A 17,737-nucleotide genomic window follows, 5' to 3' on the forward strand; every position below is an offset into this window, starting at 1 on the left:
CGGTGGTGCTCTCGCCGCCCACGACGATGACGCCTTTGCGGGTGAAGTTGTACGCCACGCTGCGGGGGTCGGCCGGCGTCCCGCCGTTGCGCGTGAGCGCTGTGCGCACCTCCGCCGCGGCGCGGTTCTTGTTGTCGGTCAGACACTCGATCATCAGCGCGACGCCGTTGGGGCCGTAGCCCTCGTACATGATCGACGCGTACTCGACGGACTCGCCGCCGATGCCCGCGCCGCGCTTGATGGCGCGGTCGATGTTGTCCTTGGGGACAGAGGTCTTCTTCGCCTTCAGCACCGCGTCGAACAGGGTCGGGTTGCCCTGCAGGTCGGGGCCGCCGAGCTTGGCAGCCACCTCGATGTTCTTGATGAGCTTGGCCCACGACTTCGCGCGGCGGGAGTCGATGACCGCCTTCTTGTGCTTGGTCGTCGCCCACTTGGAATGCCCGGACATGGTCCTCCTGTATTCACGCTCGTCGGCGGGTCGCATCGGCCCGCGTCATTCGGCACGGCCACCGCCGACGGACAATTCTATTCCCGCAGCGCGGCGGATTCGCGATCCCTGCTGTCGCGGAGGGAGGAACCGGCATCCGCTCCGGCGTGCAAGCAGCGCTAGAGGGCGAACTCGAAGCCGAACCGCGACGACAGCAGCGCGACGAGGTCTCGCGGCACCTTCGTGAGGTAGGCGGGCGCCGGCGCCAGAGTCTCGGCGGAGCCGATGAACGGGAAATAGACCGGCCCGTCCGTCAGCTGCTCCACCCGATCGCGCACACTCACGATCTCGCCGCCGACGCGTCGAAGACTCGGCAGGGTGATCGGTGAGGCGAGGCGCAGCGTGTCGCTGATCGGCATCCGCCAATGCGGCAGGTCGTCGCCGCGACGCGCCCGCGTCTCCTCGCCGAGCGGGCCGAGCACCCGTCCCCATGCGGCGATACCCGGCACCGCGAGGGTGCGGTCCCAGACGAAGAGGGTGTCACCCGGCTCGGTGAAGCCGACGAGCTCGTGCGACCACTCGAACCGCCGCTCCTCGGCGGCCTTCGGCGCCGACAGGGCATCGCCGACGACGCCGCGCGAGGGGGCGATCATCCAGTAGCGCTCCGCCGGGTGCTCGCGCCACCAGTCGTTGATCGTCATGAGTCAGAATCTACCCCGCCGTATCGCCCGCGCATGCTCAACGAGCCCGCTCGCGCACCATGTCGAGGAACAGTGCGTGGAAGCGCTGCTCTCCGGTCACCTCAGGGTGGAACGAGGTGCCGAGCAGCGCCCCCTGGCGCACCGCCACGACCCGTCCGTCGTCGAGCGTCGCGAGGCGTTCGACGCCGTCGCCCGCCTCCTCCACGAGCGGTGCGCGGATGAACACGGCGTGGACCGGCGGCTCCCCGAGCGCGGCCACATCGAGGTCGACCTCGAACGAGTCGACCTGGCTGCCGAAGGCGTTGCGCCGGACGGTGACGTCCAGCCCACCGAAGGTCTGCTGGCCCTGGATGCCGTCGGTGATGCGTTCGGCGAGCAGGATGAGGCCTGCGCACGTGCCGTAGACCGGCATGCCCGCGGAGATCGCTTCTCGGACGGGCCCGCGCATGCCGAACGCCCGCGCGAGCTTGTCGATGACGCTCGACTCCCCGCCGGGAAGCACGAGTCCGTCGACGGCGGCCAGCTCCGCAGGGCGGCGCACCGTCGTCACATCGGCGCCGAGGTCGGTGAGCACGCGCACGTGCTCGCGGACATCCCCCTGCAGCGCGAGGACGCCGACCCGCGGAGCGGGCGTCGTCACCAGCCGCGCTCGGCGAGACGGTGCGGAGCGGGAAGGTCGGAGACGTTGATGCCGACCATCGCCTCACCGAGTCCGCGGGAGACCTCGGCGATCACCTTGGCGTCGTCGTAGAAGGTGGTCGCCTTGACGATGGCCGCCGCACGCTGGGCGGGGTTGCCCGACTTGAAGATGCCCGAGCCGACGAACACGCCGTCGGCGCCCATCTGCATCATCATCGCGGCATCGGCCGGCGTGGCGACGCCGCCGGCGACGAACAGCACGACGGGGAGCTTGCCGGTCTCGGCGATCTCGGCGACGAGGTCGTACGGCGCCTGCAGCTCCTTGGCGGCGACGTACAGCTCGTCCTTCGACATCGAGCGCAGCAGGTTGATCTCGCTGGTGATCTTGCGGATGTGCTTGGTGGCCTCCGACACGTCGCCGGTGCCCGCCTCGCCCTTCGAGCGGATCATCGCGGCGCCCTCGTTGATGCGCCGCAGCGCCTCACCCAGATTGGTCGCTCCGCAGACGAACGGCACGGTGAAGTTCCACTTGTCGATGTGGTTGACGTAGTCGGCGGGTGAGAGCACCTCGGACTCGTCGATGTAGTCGACGCCGAGCTCCTGCAGCACCTGCGCCTCGACGAAGTGGCCGATGCGGGCCTTGGCCATGACCGGGATCGACACCGCCTCGATGATCCCGTCGATCATGTCGGGGTCGCTCATGCGCGAGACGCCGCCCTGTGCGCGGATATCGGCCGGCACGCGCTCGAGGGCCATGACGGCGACGGCGCCGGCGTCCTCGGCGATCTTGGCCTGGTCCACGGTGACGACGTCCATGATGACGCCGCCCTTGAGCATCTCGGCGAGGCCGCGCTTGACGCGGTCGGTTCCCGTGTCGGTGGTCACGAGCTTTCCCTTCGATCGGAGGCGCCGGAGCGCAACGGGTGAGGACAATTCGGGCATTGGCCTAGGCCAAAAGATAGCATGAGGCGAACCCGCCGCTCGGCGGGCCTCGGAACGAGCAGCAGGGGCGGCATATGACCCTCGACATCAGCGGGCGATCCGCGGCCGAGATCGCCGAAAGCGTGCGCGCTCGCATCGAGCGGGGCAACCTGCTCCCCGGCGACCCGCTGCCCTCCGTGCGGTCGCTCGCGGACGAGTTGGGAGTGAACCGCAACACCGTCGTCGCCGCGTACCGGCAGCTCGCGCAGGCAGGCGTGATCGTCACGCGCGGTCGGGGAGGCACGCGCGTCGCCGACCTCTCCCCCGTCGCGCAGGAGGGCTTCGCCGCCGGCAACGTGCTGCGCGACGTCGGCACCGGCAACCCCGACCCGGCACTCATCCCCGATCCGTCGTGGGCGCTGGCGGGCATGGCGGGCCGGCCCGTCCTCTACGGCGAGCCCGTCATCGACCCCGAGCTCGAGCGCTGGGCGCAGGAATGGATGCGCGACGGCCTGCCCCCGACCGTCGACATGCGTCTCACCATCACCAGTGGCGCGGCCGATGCCGTCGACCGGCTGCTCGCCCAGGCGCTCACCCGCGACGACGCGGTCGCCCTCGAAGACCCCTGCTTCCTCACCAGCATCCACACCGTCCGCATCGGCGGCTATCGTCCCGTCCCGGTGCCCGTGGACGACGAGGGCATGACGCCCGACGGGCTGCGCGCGGCATTGGATCAGGGCGTCCGTGCCGTCGTCCTCACGCCGCGGGCGCAGAATCCGACCGGCGCCAGCCTGTCGGCCCGGCGGGCGGAAGAGCTGCGCCAGGTGCTCCGGGACCACCCGTACGTGCTGGTGATCGAGGACGACCACTTCTCGCTGCTGTCGCAGCAGCCTTTCCATTCCGTGATCGCTCCCGGCCATCGACGCTGGGCGCTGGTGAGGTCCGTGTCGAAGTTCCTCGGACCGGACATGTGCCTGGCCGTGACGGCATCCGATCCCGAGACGGCGGAACGGCTCGCGATGCGTCTCACCCCCGGGACGACGTGGGTGAGCCACCTGCTGCAGCGGCTCACCCTCGCACTGGTGACGGATGCCGGCACCATGGCCGCGATCGGCCGCGCGGGTGTGCACTACGCGGCGCGCAATGCCGCGTTCGTGGAGAGGCTCACCGCGGCAGGCGTGCCCGCGGCTGCCGGCGACGGACTGAACCTGTGGATCCCCCTCCCCGTGCCCGCCCGCGACGTCGCCGAGCAGCTGATGCGACGCGGCTGGCTGGCGCGTCCGGGCGACGAGTTCGTGCTCGCAGGCGACGCGCCGTCGCACCGTCTGCGCCTCACGGTGCACGATCTCGACGACGCCGACGCCGGGCGGCTGGCCGCCGACGCAGCCGCCGCGGTGCGCGCCGCCGGAGGACGGCCCGCCGCACGGGAAGTGGCATGATCGAGCGGTGAAGATCCTCTCGATCCAGTCCGCGGTCGCCTACGGTCACGTCGGTAATTCCGCCGCCGTCTTCCCGCTCCAGCGCATCGGCGTCGAGGTCTTGCCGGTGTACACGGTGAACTTCTCGAACCACACCGGGTACGGCGCCTGGCGCGGACCGATGATCGGCCCCGACGAGGTGCGCGACGTCATCCTCGGGATCGAGGAGCGCGGCGCCTTCCCGCAGATCGACGTCGTGCTCTCGGGCTATCAGGGCGGCGAGGGCATCGCCGACGTCATCCTCGACACCGTCGCGCGCGTCAAGGAGGCCAATCCGGCCGCCGTCTACGCCTGCGACCCGGTGATGGGCAACGCGAAGTCCGGCTGCTTCGTGGCGCCGGCGATCCCCGTGCTGCTGCGCGAGCGCGTCGTGCCCGCCGCGGACCTCATCACCCCGAACCAGTTCGAGCTGGGGTTCCTGACCGGGACCGAGCCCGCCGATCTCGAATCCACCCTCGCCTCGGCCGACCTCGCCCGGGCGATGGGACCGAGCACCGTGCTCGTGACGAGCGTCGAGCGTCCGGACCGCCCCGAGGGAACGATCGAGATGCTCGCCGTCACGGAGGACGGCGCCTGGATCGTTCAGACACCGCACATCCCGATGAAGGCCAACGGCTCAGGCGACGTCACCGCCGCCCTCTTCACCGCGCACTGCCGTCGCACCGGCGACGCCGCAGACGCCCTCGCCCGCACGACGTCGAGCGTGTACGACCTGCTCGAGCGCACGCACGCTTCGGGCGAGCGCGAACTCCAGCTGATCGAGTCGCAGGAGGCCTACGCCCACCCGCGCCTGCAGTTCGAGGTCACGCAGGTCCGCTGACGGTCCCGGTATACCTCTCCGCGCGAAGGGACGCGCGGGGAGGATGCCGCGGCCCGCGGCGTCCGCTCCCGCGGTCAGCCGTGCCAGGCCTCGGACACGGCGCGGCGCACATCACCGAGGAGCTGGGGCAGGGCCTTCGTCTTGGCGATGATCGGGAAGAAGTTCGCGTCGGCCGCCCACCGCGGCACGATGTGCTGGTGGAGGTGCTCATCGACGCCCGCACCGGCCACGTGACCCTGATTCATGCCGATGTTGAAACCGTCGCACCGCGAGATCTGACGCAGCACCCGCATGCCCTGCTGGGTGAGGGTGCCGATCTCGGCCACCTCTTCGTCGGTCGCCTGGTCGTACGTCGCGATGTGGCGGTACGGGCATACCAGCAGGTGTCCGGAGTTGTACGGGAACAGGTTCAGCAGCGCGTAGGCGGTGCGGCCGCGGAAGACGATCAGTCCGTCCTCGTCGGACTTCCGCGGCGCCTCGCAGAACGGGCACTCCTTGCGCAGCACCTCCGGCCCGGCCTGGATGTAGGCCATTCGGTGCGGGGTCCAGAGCCGCTGGAACTCGTCGGGCACCCCCGCCAAGGTCGCGGCGTCGACGAGCGCGGCGTCCTCGCCGGAGACCGCGCCCGTCGACCCGTCGCTCACGCGCCCTTCGACAGGCTCAGGAACCGCGACATCGCGATCGCGACTCCCCGCATGCGGGTCGTCGCTCACGCGAAGTCCTCCGCGGTGTTCACCAGCGTGTGGGCGGCGATCGCCTCCTGGACTCGGCGCACGGCGTCCGCGATCGGCACGCCGTTCTCCTGGGTGCCGTCGCGGAAACGGAACGACACGGTGCCCGCGGACTGGTCCTGGGCCCCGGCGATCAGCTGCAGCGGCACCTTCTGCGTCGTGTGCGTGCGGATCTTCTTCTGCATGCGGTCGTCGCTGTGATCGAGCTCGGCACGCACGCCCTCGGCCTTGAGCTGGTCGATCACGTCGCCCAGGTAGTCGGCGAAGTCCTCCGCGACCGGGATGCCGACCACCTGCACGGGCGACAGCCATACCGGGAACGCGCCGGCGTAGTGCTCGAGCAGGATGGCGAAGAACCGCTCGATCGAGCCGAACAGCGCGCGGTGGATCATGATCGGCCGCTTCTTCTGGCCGTCGCGATCGGTGTACTCCAGCTCGAAGCGCTCGGGCAGGTTCGGGTCGACCTGCACCGTCGACAGCTGCCACACCCGGCCGATCGCGTCACGGGTCTTGAGATCGATCTTCGGCCCGTAGAACGCGGCCTCTCCCGGCACCTCGGTGAGCTTCAGACCGCTCGCCATCGCGACGTTGCGCAGCGCGTTCGTCGAGTAGTCCCAGAACTCCTCCGAGCCGATCCACTTGTCCTTCTCGTCGTCGCGCATCGACAGCTCGAGCTCGAAATCGTCCAAGCCGAAGTCGCGCAGCATCGAGATCACGAATTCGAGGACGCGGGTGGTCTCGCTCTCGAGCTGCTCCGGCGTGACGAAGAGGTGCGAGTCGTCCTGGGTGAAGCCGCGAACGCGGGTCAGACCGTGCAGCGCACCCGACAGCTCGTTGCGGTACACGGTGCCGTTCTCTGCGAGCCGCATCGGCAGATCGCGGTAGCTGCGCGCCCGCTCCTTGTAGATGAGGATGTGCATCGGGCAGTTCATGGGCTTCAGGTAGTAGTCCTGGCCATGCTTGGTGATCTCGCCGTGCTCGTCGCGCTCCTCGTCCATCACGATGGGCGGGAACATCCCCTCCTTGTAGGTGACGAGGTGGTTCGAGGTGAGGAACAGGTCCTCCTTCGAGATGTGCGGCGTGTACACGTAGGTGTAGCCGCCGGCGATGTGGCGCCGACGCGCGTGCTGCTCCATCTCGCCGCGCACGACGCCGCCGCGGGGGTGCCACACCGACAGACCCGAGCCGATCTCGTCGGGGAACGAGAACAGGTCGAGGTCTTTGCCGAGCTTGCGGTGATCCCGCTTCGCGGCCTCCTCGAGACGGGTCTGGTACGCGCGCAGCTCGTCCTTGGAAGGCCAGGCGGTCCCATAGATGCGCTGCAGCTGCGGGTTCTTCTCGCTGCCGCGCCAATAGGCTCCGGCGATGCGCTGCAGCGCCCAGCCGTTGCCGATCATGCGGGTGTTCGGCAGGTGCGGGCCCCGGCAGAGGTCCTTCCACACCGTCTGACCGTCGCGGTCGACATTGTCGTAGATCGTCAGCTCGCCGGCGCCGACCTCGACCGAGGCGCCCTCGGTCTTCTCGGCCCCGCCGCCCTTGAGGCCGATGAGCTCGAGCTTGAACGGCTCGGAGGCCAGTTCGGCGCGCGCCTCCTCATCGGTGACGACGCGGCGGACGAAGCGCTGGCCCTCGCGGACGATGCGCTGCATCTCCTTGTCGATGGCCTTCACATCCTCCGGAGTGAACGGATGCTCCACGCCGAAGTCGTAGTAGAAGCCATCGGTGATCGGCGGGCCGATGCCGAGGTTCGCCTGCGGGTTGATGCGCTGCACGGCCTGAGCGAGCACGTGCGCGGCGGAATGGCGAAGGATGGCGAGACCGTCGGGGCTGTCGATGGCGACCGGCTCGACGGCATCCGTGTCGGTCACCACCGTCGCGAGGTCTTTCAGCTCGCCGTTCACGCGCAGCGCGACCACGGAGCGGTCGGGGAACAGGGCGAAGCCGTCGGTCGGATGGGACACAGCGTCAGTCACGGAAACTCTCCTGGGAATGGCTCGGATCAAGGCTACTCAGCTTCGGGCGCACGACGCGCCCCGCCCGCTCAGGCGCCGAGCGTTCGCGTGTCGGTCTTCACTGCCGCTGTCGCGGTCGACCAGACGAGTTCCACCCCTCGAGTGTACCCAGCGGACGGTCGGCGCCGAATGTCGCCGTGCCCGCGGAACTCGGCGTGGTCTTCGAGTGCGCCCGCGGCCCCCGGCTTAGCCTGAGCGGGTGCGGCGACACCCTCTCGATTCCACGGCGATCGCGTCGGCCGGCTACGACGCCGGGACCGCGGTGCTCGAGCTCGAGTTCACCTCGGGCGAGGTCTATCGCTACTTCGCGGTGCCGCCGTCGGTACACCGCGGGCTGCATGCCGCCGACAGCGCCGGCAACTTCTTCCGCGAGCGGATCCGCGACGTATACCCCTCGGAGCACGTGCGCTGGGGGAATGAGGAAACCCCCGGGTGAACCGGGGGTTTCAGGTGGTGCGCGATACTGGGATCGAACCAGTGACCTCTTCCGTGTCAGGGAAGCGCGCTACCGCTGCGCCAATCGCGCCTAAAGAGGCTGTTCAGTTGTCGGCGAGGTGGCGACGGGATTCGAACCCGTGTAAACGGCTTTGCAGGCCGGTGCCTAGCCGCTCGGCCACGCCACCGCGTGTGGTTTGACCCCACGTGCCGTGATCCCTGGAGGAGATCCCTGCACTCGAGCGGATGACGAGACTCGAACTCGCGACCCCAACCTTGGCAAGGTTGTGCGCTACCAACTGCGCTACATCCGCATTTCGTTCCCGGGTTGTTCACCCGGGCACTTGAAAGACTCTAACCGATCCTGGGCGTCCTGCAAAACCAGACGCACCCCGCGCGTGTCATCCGGATGTGGTCCGAAGCGGCGTTCGGCATCCGGTAGGATCGGTAGTCGTCCCCCTCGGGGAACGGGCGATTGGCGCAGTTGGTAGCGCGCTTCCTTCACACGGAAGAGGTCATCAGTTCGAGTCTGGTATCGCCCACCACCACGGCCCGGTCACCTAGTGACCGGGCCGGTTTCATGCCGTCAGCCGCCGACGCTCCAGCCGAAACGGCGGTGCAAGGCGTCGGCGACGCGTACGAAGCGGTCGAGCTCGAGAGCGGATGCCTCCCGCCGCATGCCGTCGCGATGCACGCTGTAGAGCTGGTCGATGTCGATCCACGACGGCCGGCCCTGCGCGTCCCAGTCCCCCGTGCCGATGGCGAGGAAGTCCCGATCGCCGTCGTGAGCCTTGCTCGTCAGCCGGACGGCGTACACGCGGTCCTCGCTCTGCCGCGCGATGACCAGTACCGGCCGATCCTTGCCGCGGCCGTCGTTCTCGGTGTACGGCACCCACGTCCAGACGATCTCGCCCGCGTCGGGATCGCCGTCCCGGTGCGGCGCGTACGTGATGCGCAGCGCGCCCGCCGCGGGTGGCGGCACCTCGACGGTGGCCGCGGGACCGCTGCGACTCTCGGGCGGCGCTGGCGGCGCGGACGGTGCAGACGGAGCCGGTCGCCGGCGGGGCCGCAGGATGCTGTTCAGGATGCCGAGCAGCCCGCTTCGCTGTGTCACAGTCGCCATCCTAGGAGTGCGCGGGCGGCCGCTGCGGGGCGCTCCGAAGGAAGCCGGGGCACGGCGAAGGGGCGCCGCGGTGGGGGGAACCGCGACGCCCCTTCGGGCAGTGCCGTGCGTGTCAGACGCGTGCGCCTTCGAGCACGTAGCCCTCCTCGCCGTGGACGACGGTGTCGATACCGGCGACCTCGTCCTCGTTCTTGACGCGGAAGCCGACCGTCTTCTCGATCACGAAGCCGATGGCGTAGGCCAGCACGAACGAGTAGACCAGCACCGACACGGCGGCGATCGCCTGGACGAGCAGCTGCGTGAACTGACCGCTGTAGATCAGGCCGGTGTTGTTGGCGAAGAAGCCGAGGTACAGCGTGCCGATCAGGCCGCCGACGAGGTGGATGCCCACCACGTCGAGCGAGTCGTCGAAGCCCCACTTGTACTTGAGCTCGATCGCCAGAGCGCACAGGGCGCCCGCGACGAGGCCGAGCACGATGGCCCAGATCGGGGTCAGCGAGGCACACGCCGGGGTGATCGCGACGAGACCCGCGACCGCTCCCGAGGCCGCGCCGACCGACGTGGGCTTGCCGTCCTTGATCTTCTCCACCACGAGCCAGGCGAGCAGCGCGGCGGCGGGAGCGGCGATCGTGTTCACGAACGCGAGGGCGGCGGTGCCGTCGGCGGCGAGCTCCGAGCCGGCGTTGAAGCCGAACCAGCCGAACCACAGCAGGCCGGCGCCGAGGAGCACGAACGGCGGGTTGTGGGGGACGTGCACGCCCTTCTGGAAGCCGAGACGCTTGCCGAGCACCAGCGCGAGCGCGAGGGCCGCCGCACCGGCGTTGATGTGGACGGCGGTGCCACCGGCGAAGTCGATCGCGCCGACGCCGAACCACTCCTGCATGCCGTAGGTGATCCAGCCGCCGTAGGCGAAGCTGCCGTCCTCGGCGAGGCCGAAGTTGAAGACCCAGCTGGCGACCGGGAAGTAGACGATCGTCGCCCAGATGGCGGCGAAGATCATCCACGAGCCGAACTTGGCGCGGTCGGCGATCGCGCCCGACACGAGGGCGACGGTCAGGATGGCGAACGTGGCCTGGAAGGCGACGAAGGCCAGCGGCGGGTAGGACGCGCCCTCAGGAACCTCGAGCAGGCTCGTCAGGCCGATCGCCGACCAGTCGATCGCCCACGGTGCGACGAGTCCTTCGGCGCTCGGGAAGGCGATGGCGTAGCCGTAGACGACCCAGAGCACGCCGATGAGCCCCAGTGCGCCGAAGCTCAGCATCATCATGCTGATGACGCTCTTGGCCTTGACCAGGCCGCCGTAGAAGAATGCGAGACCGGGCGTCATCAACAAGACGAGCGCGGCCGCGATGAGCATGAATGCGGTGTTGCCTTGATCCATCTCGGTGGAGAACCTCTCTGCGTGTGACGCAGGTGTAGCGTCGGGTTCCCTCAGTGTGACGACGGTCCGTTTCCGCAGCCGGTCGACCCGTGTTTCTCCCGCGTTACACGATGGGCGCGCAGGTAAACATCGTGTTTCGCTCAGCCCGATGCCGGCCGGGAATCAGGCCGCTGCATCCTGTTCACGCGAGTGTCGACGCGACGAGCCGTGAGATCGCGCGTAGGTATTTCTTGCGGTAGCCGCCGGCGAGCATCTCCTCGGGAAAGACCAGATCGAGGGATGTTCCCGTCGCCCGGATCGGCAGCTGCGCGTCGTACACGCGATCGATGAAGGCGACGAAGCGCAGGGCGGCGGACTGGTCGGTGAAGGGGGTCACATCCCGCAGTCCCACGAGCGAGAGACCCTCGATGAGGCGGATGTACCGAGACGGGTGCACGCGGGCGAGATGGGCGACGAGCCCGTCGAACGTGTCGTCCGAGGCGAGGCCCGCGGCAGCGGCATCCGCGATCGCCGCCTCGTATTGCGGTGGATCGAGCACGGCGGCGTGGCCGTCGACCGCGCGGTGACGGTAGTCGGTGCCGTCGATGCGGATGGTCTCGAAGCTCGCGGCCATCGCGTGGATCTCGCGGAGGAAGTCCTGCGCGGCGAACCGCCCCTCGCCCAGGGCGTTGGGGGGCGTGTTGGATGTCGCGGCCAGCCGCGTGCCCGACGACACGAGCTCGCCGAGCAGCCGCGTCATCACCATCGTGTCGCCGGGATCGTCGAGCTCGAACTCGTCGATGCACAGCAGGTCGGATCCGCGGAACAGCTCGACCGTGTTCTGGTAGCCGAGGGCGCCCACCAGCGCCGTGTACTCGATGAACGATCCGAAGTACTTCCGGCGCGCAGGCATCGCGTGATAGACGGCGGCGAGCAGATGCGTCTTGCCGACGCCGAATCCGCCGTCGAGATAGATGCCCGGCTTGAGCTCGGGCCGCTTGGCGCGGCGGAACAGCCCGCCCTTGACCGGAGCGGAGGCACCCGAGAACGCCTGCAGCAGATCCTTCGCCTGCTGCTGCGACGGGTACGAGGGGTCCGCCCGATAGGTGTCGAAGGTCGCATCGGCGAACTGCGGGGGCGGGACCAGTGCGGCGACCATCTCTGCGCCTGCGAGCTGGGGGGCGCGCTCCGCGAGATGGACGACGCCGGTGCGTGTGACGGAGGCGGTCATGCGGATCCTGTGTCGGAGTCTTACAGAGGGGCTGTGCACGCCCGTCCGGGAATCTATGGTCGGAGGCGACGGTTCAACCCTAACCGTCGCCCGCGTGCGCCTGCCTCGCTCGACGCCGGATGACAGCCGCCCGACCGAACCGCACCCGACTCCAGGAGATCCCATGCCCGTCGAGACCGACACATCGTCCGAGAAGTTCGCCGAGTACGCCCACCCGGACAGGCTCGTCACTGGCGAGTGGCTGCAGGCGCACCTCGGCGAGCAGGGCCTCGCGGTGGTCGAATCCGACGAGGACGTGCTGCTCTACGAGACCGGCCACATCCCGGGCGCAGTCAAGATCGACTGGCACACCGAGCTCAACGATCCCGTGGTGCGCGACTACGTCGACGGCGAGGGGTTCGCGGCTCTGCTCAGCCGCAAGGGCATCTCGCGCAACGACACCGTCGTGATCTACGGCGACAAGAACAACTGGTGGGCGGCCTACGCGCTGTGGGTGTTCTCGCTCTTCGGCCACGAGGACGTCCGCCTCCTCGACGGCGGCCGCGACAAGTGGATCGCGGAGGGCCGGCCGGTGACGACCGACCGGTCGACGCCCGAGTCGACGGACTACCCGGTCGTGGAGCGGGACGACACGGCGCTGCGCGCCTACAAGGACGACGTGCTCGCGCACCTGGGCAGCGGGCCGCTCATTGATGTCCGCTCTCCGGAGGAGTACGACGGCTCCCGCACCACGGCACCGGCGTACCCCGAAGAGGGCGCCCTGCGAGGCGGCCACATCCCGTCGGCGCAGAGCGTGCCCTGGGCGCGTGCCGTCGCGGTGGACGGCGGTTTCAAGTCGCGGGCCGAGCTGGACGCGATCTACCGGGCCGAAGCGGGTCTTCAGGACGGCGACGCGATCGTCGCATACTGCCGCATCGGCGAGCGTTCGAGTCACACCTGGTTCGTCCTCCGGCACCTCCTCGGCTTCGACGACGTGCGCAACTACGACGGATCCTGGACCGAGTGGGGCAGCGCGGTGCGCGTGCCGATCGTGACGGGTGCGGAGCCGGGGGCGGCCCCGGCCCGCTGAGCCGTGCGCACCCGCCGCGTGGGAGGATGGGTGTGATGACCGAAGCCGTCCTGCCCGACCGACTCGCCGAGATCCGCGACGAGTTCCTTGAGCTGCCCGAGCCCGACCGGCTGCAGCTGCTGCTGGAGTACTCGTACGAGCTGCCGGCGGTCCCGCCGGAGTACGAGGACCATCCCGAGCGGTACGAGCGCGTCGTGGAGTGCCAGTCCCCCGTCTTCATCATCGTCGACGTCGATGGGCACGGCACCGTCTCGATGCACGCGACCGCCCCGCCCGAGGCACCGACGACCCGCGGCTTCGCCAGCATCCTGGCGCAGGGCCTCACCGGTCTGTCGGCGGCGGAGGTGCTGGCGGTGCCCGGCGACTACCCGCAGACGCTGGGGCTCACGCGCGTGGTGTCTCCGCTGCGGCTCTCGGGCATGACGGGCATGCTGCTGCGGGCGCAGCGGCAGGTGCGCGCGGCGTCACCCGCCTGACTCGCGGCGGTGCGGCTCAGTCGGCGACGAGTCCCTGCGCGCTGAGCCAGGCGCCGATGCTGCTGCTCCACCGCTCCTGGTCGTAGTTCCAGAGCTTGGTGTGCCGCGCCACTTCGAAGACCTGCATCTCGACGAGATCGGGGCGTGCCGCGACCAGCCCGTGCGAGGCGTCGGACGGCACGAAGCCGTCATCGTCGCTGTGCAGGATGAGGATCGGATGCCGCAGCTCCGGCGCCCGCGCGACGACATCGAGCTGGTCGAGGCGGATCGCGGAGCCGGCCCGCGTGAGCGGGGACGCCCACTCGGTCTGCAGCGCCTCCATCGCGAGCCTGCTGACGGCGCCGGGCACGCGCTCCGCGCGTGCCTGGTAGTTCAGCACGGTCCGCCAGTCGACGACAGGCGACTCGAGGATCAGCCCGGCGATCGCATCGCCGTGCGGGGAGTTGAGCGAGACCTGCAGGGCGATGGCGCCGCCCATCGACCACCCCATCAGGATGATGCGGCGGGCACCGCGACGGCGGGCGAAGCCCACCGCGGCGTCGACGTCGCGCCACTCGGTGGCGCCGAGCGCATAGGTGCCGCTGCGACTGCGGGGTGCCTCGGCGTCGTTGCGGTACGAGACGACCAGGCTGGTGATGCCCCGTTCATGGAAGACAGGAACCGCCCGAAGGCACTCGGCGCGGGTCGTGCCGCGCCCGTGCACCTGGATGACCCAGGTGTCGCCGTCGCCCGCGGGGAACAGCCACGCCGGGCAGGGGCCGATCGTGGAGCCGATCAGCTCGGGGGTGAACGGGAGGTGCAGCTGCTCGGGGTGGTCGTAGTACCAGCCGCTGAACGCCGCTTCGGGCTCGAGCCGCGCGTCCGCCGGGACGTGGGTGAGGAGCTTGCGCTTGACGCTGGTGGCATCCTCCGAGAGCACCGAGCCGAGCTTGATGTAGTCCGAAGAGCCCGTCGTGAACAGTCCGTACCGGCCGGGAAGCTCGGTGTCGAGCGTGCGCGACAGCGTGATCGTCTGCGCAGCGGGGTCGAGCGCGAGGATGCGCGTGTCGGCCAGACGGCGTGCGGGCGTGACCACCTTGCGAGCCATCAGCACGGAGCCTGCGGCAAGCGCGCCGAGCGCACCGGCTAGGGCGACGCTCAACACGGTGAGCGCGGCCTTCACGCCGGCGACGAGAGCAGGGGATGCGGGGCGCACTGCGGCGCGCCTGGAGGCGACCATCGAGGCACCACTCTAGTCTGTCCGCGTGGCTGAGCAGCGTCCCCCCGCGGCATCGAGCGCCTTCGAGCAGGCCGCGCAGGCGGTGCGCGACATCCGCTTCCGCGCAGACCTCACCGTGCGTGAGATCGCCGCGCCGCAGGGCCTCGCGCCGGATGCGCTCGCCATCGCAGGGGATGTGCGCTCCTCCCCCGACGACACCGACTCCCCGTACGGCACCGGTCGCCTCGTGCTGCTGCACGATCCCGACGAACCGGCCCCGTGGAACGGCCCGTGGCGCATCGTCTGCTTCGCGCAGGCGCCCCTCGAGGCCGAGATCGGCATGGACCCCCTGCTCGCAGACGTGGCCTGGACCTGGCTCACCGACGCCCTGGAGTCGCGACATGCCGGCTTCCACTCGGCATCCGGCACCGCCACGAAGACCCTCTCGAAGGGGTTCGGCGCGCTGGAGGCGGAGGGCGAAGGGGCGCAGATCGAACTGCGCGCCTCGTGGTCGCCGGAAGGCGCGATCGCCCCGCACGTGGAAGCATGGGCGGAGTTGGTTTGCATGCTGGCCGGTCTCCCGCCCGGCTCGGAAGGGATCGCGATGCTCGGTTCGCACAGGTCGCCGCGTGGCTGATTACGAGGTGATCGATCAGCTCGCGCGCGCCGAGGAGGCTGCACGCCTGCTGGGTGACGGCGAAGGCCCGGTCGCCGTCGACGTCGAGCGGGCGTCCGGCTTCCGGTACTCGCAGCGGGCGTATCTCGTGCAGGTGTACCGCCGCGGCGCGGGAGTGTTCCTCTTCGACCCGCCGCCGATCGGCGACTTCCGCGCTCTCCAGGAGGCGATCGGTGGCGAGGAGTGGGTGCTCCACGCCGCCAGCCAGGACCTGCCCTCGCTGCGCGAGATCGGCCTCGAGCCCGCGAGTATCTTCGACACCGAGCTCGCGGCGCGCCTCCTGGGACACGAGCGTGTCGGCCTCGGCGCCGTAGTCGAGGACACGCTCGGGATCACCCTCGCCAAGGCGCACTCGGCGTCGGACTGGTCGACGCGGCCGTTGCCTCAGTCGTGGCTGGAGTACGCAGCGCTCGACGTCGAGCATCTCGTCGACGTGCGAGACAAGCTCGTTCAGGAGCTCGTCGAGCAGGGCAAGACAGGTTTCGCCGATGAGGAGTTCCGCGCGGTGCTCGAACGCGAGCCCAAACCGCCGCGTGAGGAGCCCTGGCGCCGTCTGTCGGGCCTGCACACCGTGCGTGGTCGCAAGGCGCTGGCGGTGGCGCGTGAGCTGTGGATCGCGCGTGAGGAGTTCGCACGGGAAGAGGATGTCGCACCCGGCCGGTTGGTCCCCGACCGGGCGCTCGTCGCCGCCGTGATCGCGAATCCCGCGTCGAAGAGCGCCCTGGGGACGCTGAAGGAGTTCACCGGACGGGCGAGCCGATCGCAGCTCGATCGGTGGTGGGCGGCGATCGAGGCCGGCCGCGCCGTCACCGAGCTTCCGCTCGAACGGTCGACCGGCGGCGACACGCTGCCCCCGCCCCGCGCGTGGGTCGATCGCAACCCGGAGGCCGACGTACGCCTGAAAGCAGCGCGCCCGGTCGTCGAGCACCGTGCCGAGGAGCTCCACATGCCGACGGAGAACCTGCTGACGCCCGAGCTGCTGCGCCGAGTCGCCTGGTCTCCCCCGCAACCGCTGACCGCGGCATCCGTCGGCGAGGTGCTGGCTGCTCTCGGAGCACGGCCTTGGCAGATTGCGCAGACTGCACAGGTTATCGCCGATGCTTTTGTCGGTTCCGTGCAAGCTGTGTCGGAGGCGTCGGAACCCGCTTCGTAGGTTTCCGCCACCCGATTCCGGCCGCTCCGCGGCCCCTCCTAGGCTGGCGGCATCCCTATTTTTGGAGGCAGAGTGGCCGAGATCTCGGACGTCTTCTTCGTCGATGGAATGCGCACCCCCTTCGGGCGCGCCGGCGAGAAGGGCATGTACTGGAACACCCGAGCGGACGACCTCGCCGTCAAGGCGACGATCGGGCTCATGGAGCGCAACCCGGGCGTTCCGAAGGACCGCATCGACGACGTCGCAATCGCCGCGACGTCGCAGACCGGCGACCAGGGGCTCACCCTCGGCCGCAGCGTCGCGATCCTGGCGGGACTCCCCCAGACCGTCCCGGGCTTCGCGATCGACCGAATGTGCGCGGGTGCCATGACGAGCGTCACGACCATGGCGGGCTCGATCGGCATGGGCATGTACGACTTCGCCCTCGCCGGCGGGGTCGAGCACATGGGCCACCACCCGATCGGCGGCAACGCCGACCCGAACCCGCGGTTCGTCGCGGAGAAGATGGTCGACCCCGGCGCGCTCAACATGGGCGTCACCGCCGAGCGCATCTTCGACCGGTTCCCGCACCTGACCAAGGAGCGCTCGGACCGGTTCGGCATGCTCAGCCAGCACAAGGTGCAGGCCGCGTACGACGCCGGCAAGATCCAGCCCGACCTGGTCCCCGTCGCGATCAAGGACGCCGAGGGCTCGTGGGGCCTCGCCACCGAGGACGAAGGTCGCCGTCCCCAGACGACGATGGAGGACCTCGCGGCGCTCAAGACGCCCTTCCGCCCGCACGGGCGCGTGACGGCGGGAACGTCGTCGCCGCTCACCGACGGGGCGACGATGTCGCTGCTGGCCGGTGGGCGCGCGGTGAAGGAGTTCGGTCTCGCACCCAAGATGAAGCTGGTGTCGTTCGCGTTCGCGGGCGTGCAGCCCGAGATCATGGGCATCGGCCCCATCCCGTCGACCGAGAAGGCACTCAAGAAGGCCGGCCTGACGATCGACGACATCGGCCTGTTCGAGCTGAACGAGGCCTTCGCGATCCAGGTCATCTCGCTGCTCGACCACTTCGGCATCGCCGACGACGACCCGCGCGTGAACCCCTGGGGCGGTGCGATCGCCTTCGGCCACCCGCTCGCCGCCTCCGGCACCCGCCTCATGATCCAGCTCGCGGCGCACTTCGCCGAGCGTCCGGACGTCCGCTACGGCCTCACGGCGATGTGCGTGGGCCTCGGTCAGGGCGGCTCGGTCATCTGGGAGAACCCGCACTACGACGGCAAGCGGAAGAAGTAAGGGTCAGCA

At 69.7% G+C, this 17,737-nt stretch carries 18 protein-coding genes and 4 tRNA genes; 9 read left to right on the forward strand and 13 right to left on the reverse strand.

The genetic code is table 11. From position 1 onward, the window contains the following. The 4 genes from B1729_RS17360 to pdxS all read right to left on the reverse strand — a co-directional run. Positions 1 to 448 (reverse strand): YebC/PmpR family DNA-binding transcriptional regulator (locus B1729_RS17360; protein WP_204318961.1); only part of this gene is annotated, 448 nt, incomplete at its 3' end. A gap of 158 nt (positions 449 to 606) precedes the next feature. Then, positions 607 to 1,128: a hypothetical protein gene (locus B1729_RS17365; protein WP_163617152.1), complete on the reverse strand. Its 522-nt coding sequence runs from the start codon at positions 1,126 to 1,128 to the stop codon at positions 607 to 609. Positions 1,129 to 1,165: 37 nt separating this feature from the next. After that, entirely contained in the window at positions 1,166 to 1,771 is a 606-nt protein-coding gene (pdxT, locus tag B1729_RS17370; protein WP_163634096.1) for a pyridoxal 5'-phosphate synthase glutaminase subunit PdxT, read from the reverse strand. Continuing rightward, a complete protein-coding gene (gene pdxS, locus B1729_RS17375; protein WP_163634040.1) occupies positions 1,765 to 2,709 on the reverse strand; it encodes a pyridoxal 5'-phosphate synthase lyase subunit PdxS in 945 nt (314 codons plus the stop codon). Before pdxS ends, pdxT begins: the two co-directional genes overlap by 7 nt. A 74-nt stretch (positions 2,710 to 2,783) precedes the next feature. On the opposite strand from pdxS, the gene B1729_RS17380 reads away from it, so the two are divergent. Together B1729_RS17380 and pdxY are read left to right on the forward strand one after the other, a co-directional pair. Then, a complete protein-coding gene (locus B1729_RS17380; protein ID WP_163617154.1) occupies positions 2,784 to 4,127 on the forward strand; it encodes an aminotransferase class I/II-fold pyridoxal phosphate-dependent enzyme in 1,344 nt (447 codons plus the stop codon). 7 nt (positions 4,128 to 4,134) lie between these two features. After that, positions 4,135 to 4,986 (forward strand): pyridoxal kinase PdxY, encoded by an 852-nt coding sequence (gene pdxY / locus B1729_RS17385; protein ID WP_163634042.1) that lies wholly within the window; start codon positions 4,135 to 4,137, stop codon positions 4,984 to 4,986. 74 nt (positions 4,987 to 5,060) lie between these two features. On the opposite strand, the gene B1729_RS17390 is transcribed toward pdxY, so the two are convergent. Together B1729_RS17390 and thrS are read right to left on the reverse strand one after the other, a co-directional pair. Next, positions 5,061 to 5,630 carry an HIT domain-containing protein gene (locus tag B1729_RS17390; RefSeq protein WP_163617511.1) on the reverse strand — a complete coding sequence of 190 codons (570 nt, stop codon included), beginning with the start codon at positions 5,628 to 5,630 and terminating at the stop codon, positions 5,061 to 5,063. 65 nt (positions 5,631 to 5,695) lie between these two features. Then, on the reverse strand, positions 5,696 to 7,690 hold the full coding sequence (gene thrS / locus B1729_RS17395) for a threonine--tRNA ligase (RefSeq protein WP_239525738.1): 1,995 nt from the start codon (positions 7,688 to 7,690) through the stop codon (positions 5,696 to 5,698). Between the two features lie 238 nt (positions 7,691 to 7,928). Here thrS and B1729_RS17400 point away from each other — a divergent pair, with 238 nt between their 5' ends. Continuing rightward, positions 7,929 to 8,165: a KTSC domain-containing protein gene (locus B1729_RS17400; RefSeq protein ID WP_163617156.1), complete on the forward strand. Its 237-nt coding sequence runs from the start codon at positions 7,929 to 7,931 to the stop codon at positions 8,163 to 8,165. A gap of 15 nt (positions 8,166 to 8,180) precedes the next feature. Here the strand turns inward: B1729_RS17400 and B1729_RS17405 are convergent. From B1729_RS17405 to B1729_RS17415, 3 genes are all read right to left on the reverse strand, one after another. Continuing rightward, positions 8,181 to 8,255 (reverse strand) — tRNA-Val (locus B1729_RS17405). Between the two features lie 26 nt (positions 8,256 to 8,281). After that, positions 8,282 to 8,352 (reverse strand) — tRNA-Cys (locus tag B1729_RS17410). Positions 8,353 to 8,405: 53 nt separating this feature from the next. Beyond that, positions 8,406 to 8,478, reverse strand: a tRNA-Gly gene (locus tag B1729_RS17415). Between the two features lie 155 nt (positions 8,479 to 8,633). Between B1729_RS17415 and B1729_RS17420 the strand changes: the two genes are divergently transcribed. Then, positions 8,634 to 8,709 (forward strand) — tRNA-Val (locus B1729_RS17420). 41 nt (positions 8,710 to 8,750) lie between these two features. Here the strand turns inward: B1729_RS17420 and B1729_RS17425 are convergent. The 3 genes from B1729_RS17425 to zapE all read right to left on the reverse strand — a co-directional run bounded on the left by B1729_RS17425 (position 8,751) and on the right by zapE (position 11,878). After that, positions 8,751 to 9,287: a type II toxin-antitoxin system PemK/MazF family toxin gene (locus tag B1729_RS17425; protein WP_163617157.1), complete on the reverse strand. Its 537-nt coding sequence runs from the start codon at positions 9,285 to 9,287 to the stop codon at positions 8,751 to 8,753. Positions 9,288 to 9,399: 112 nt separating this feature from the next. Beyond that, positions 9,400 to 10,668 (reverse strand): ammonium transporter, encoded by a 1,269-nt coding sequence (locus B1729_RS17430; RefSeq protein ID WP_163634044.1) that lies wholly within the window; start codon positions 10,666 to 10,668, stop codon positions 9,400 to 9,402. A gap of 181 nt (positions 10,669 to 10,849) precedes the next feature. Next, positions 10,850 to 11,878: a cell division protein ZapE gene (gene zapE / locus B1729_RS17435; protein WP_163617159.1), complete on the reverse strand. Its 1,029-nt coding sequence runs from the start codon at positions 11,876 to 11,878 to the stop codon at positions 10,850 to 10,852. A 163-nt stretch (positions 11,879 to 12,041) separates the two neighbouring features. Between zapE and B1729_RS17440 the strand changes: the two genes are divergently transcribed. Beyond that, entirely contained in the window at positions 12,042 to 12,947 is a 906-nt protein-coding gene (locus tag B1729_RS17440) for a sulfurtransferase (protein WP_163634046.1), read from the forward strand. Between the two features lie 35 nt (positions 12,948 to 12,982). After that, positions 12,983 to 13,423 carry a SufE family protein gene (locus B1729_RS17445; protein WP_163617161.1) on the forward strand — a complete coding sequence of 147 codons (441 nt, stop codon included), beginning with the start codon at positions 12,983 to 12,985 and terminating at the stop codon, positions 13,421 to 13,423. Between the two features lie 16 nt (positions 13,424 to 13,439). On the opposite strand, the gene B1729_RS17450 is transcribed toward B1729_RS17445, so the two are convergent. After that, on the reverse strand, positions 13,440 to 14,642 hold the full coding sequence (locus tag B1729_RS17450; RefSeq protein ID WP_163617162.1) for an alpha/beta fold hydrolase: 1,203 nt from the start codon (positions 14,640 to 14,642) through the stop codon (positions 13,440 to 13,442). A gap of 25 nt (positions 14,643 to 14,667) precedes the next feature. Between B1729_RS17450 and B1729_RS17455 the strand changes: the two genes are divergently transcribed. The 3 genes from B1729_RS17455 to B1729_RS17465 all read left to right on the forward strand — a co-directional run bounded on the left by B1729_RS17455 (position 14,668) and on the right by B1729_RS17465 (position 17,728). Beyond that, a complete protein-coding gene (locus B1729_RS17455; RefSeq protein ID WP_163634048.1) occupies positions 14,668 to 15,258 on the forward strand; it encodes a DUF3000 domain-containing protein in 591 nt (196 codons plus the stop codon). Next, positions 15,251 to 16,450, forward strand: coding sequence for an HRDC domain-containing protein (locus B1729_RS17460; RefSeq protein ID WP_163617164.1), 1,200 nt, complete (start codon positions 15,251 to 15,253; stop codon positions 16,448 to 16,450). The genes B1729_RS17455 and B1729_RS17460 overlap by 8 nt, the downstream gene beginning before the upstream one ends. Before the next feature lie 72 nt (positions 16,451 to 16,522). Next, entirely contained in the window at positions 16,523 to 17,728 is a 1,206-nt protein-coding gene (locus B1729_RS17465) for a thiolase family protein (RefSeq protein ID WP_163617165.1), read from the forward strand. Positions 17,729 to 17,737 lie beyond the last annotated feature (9 nt).

Origin of the sequence: Microbacterium sp. B35-04, from assembly GCF_010634885.1 — a bacterium.
In the GTDB taxonomy this organism is placed as follows: Bacteria; Actinomycetota; Actinomycetes; order Actinomycetales; family Microbacteriaceae; genus Microbacterium.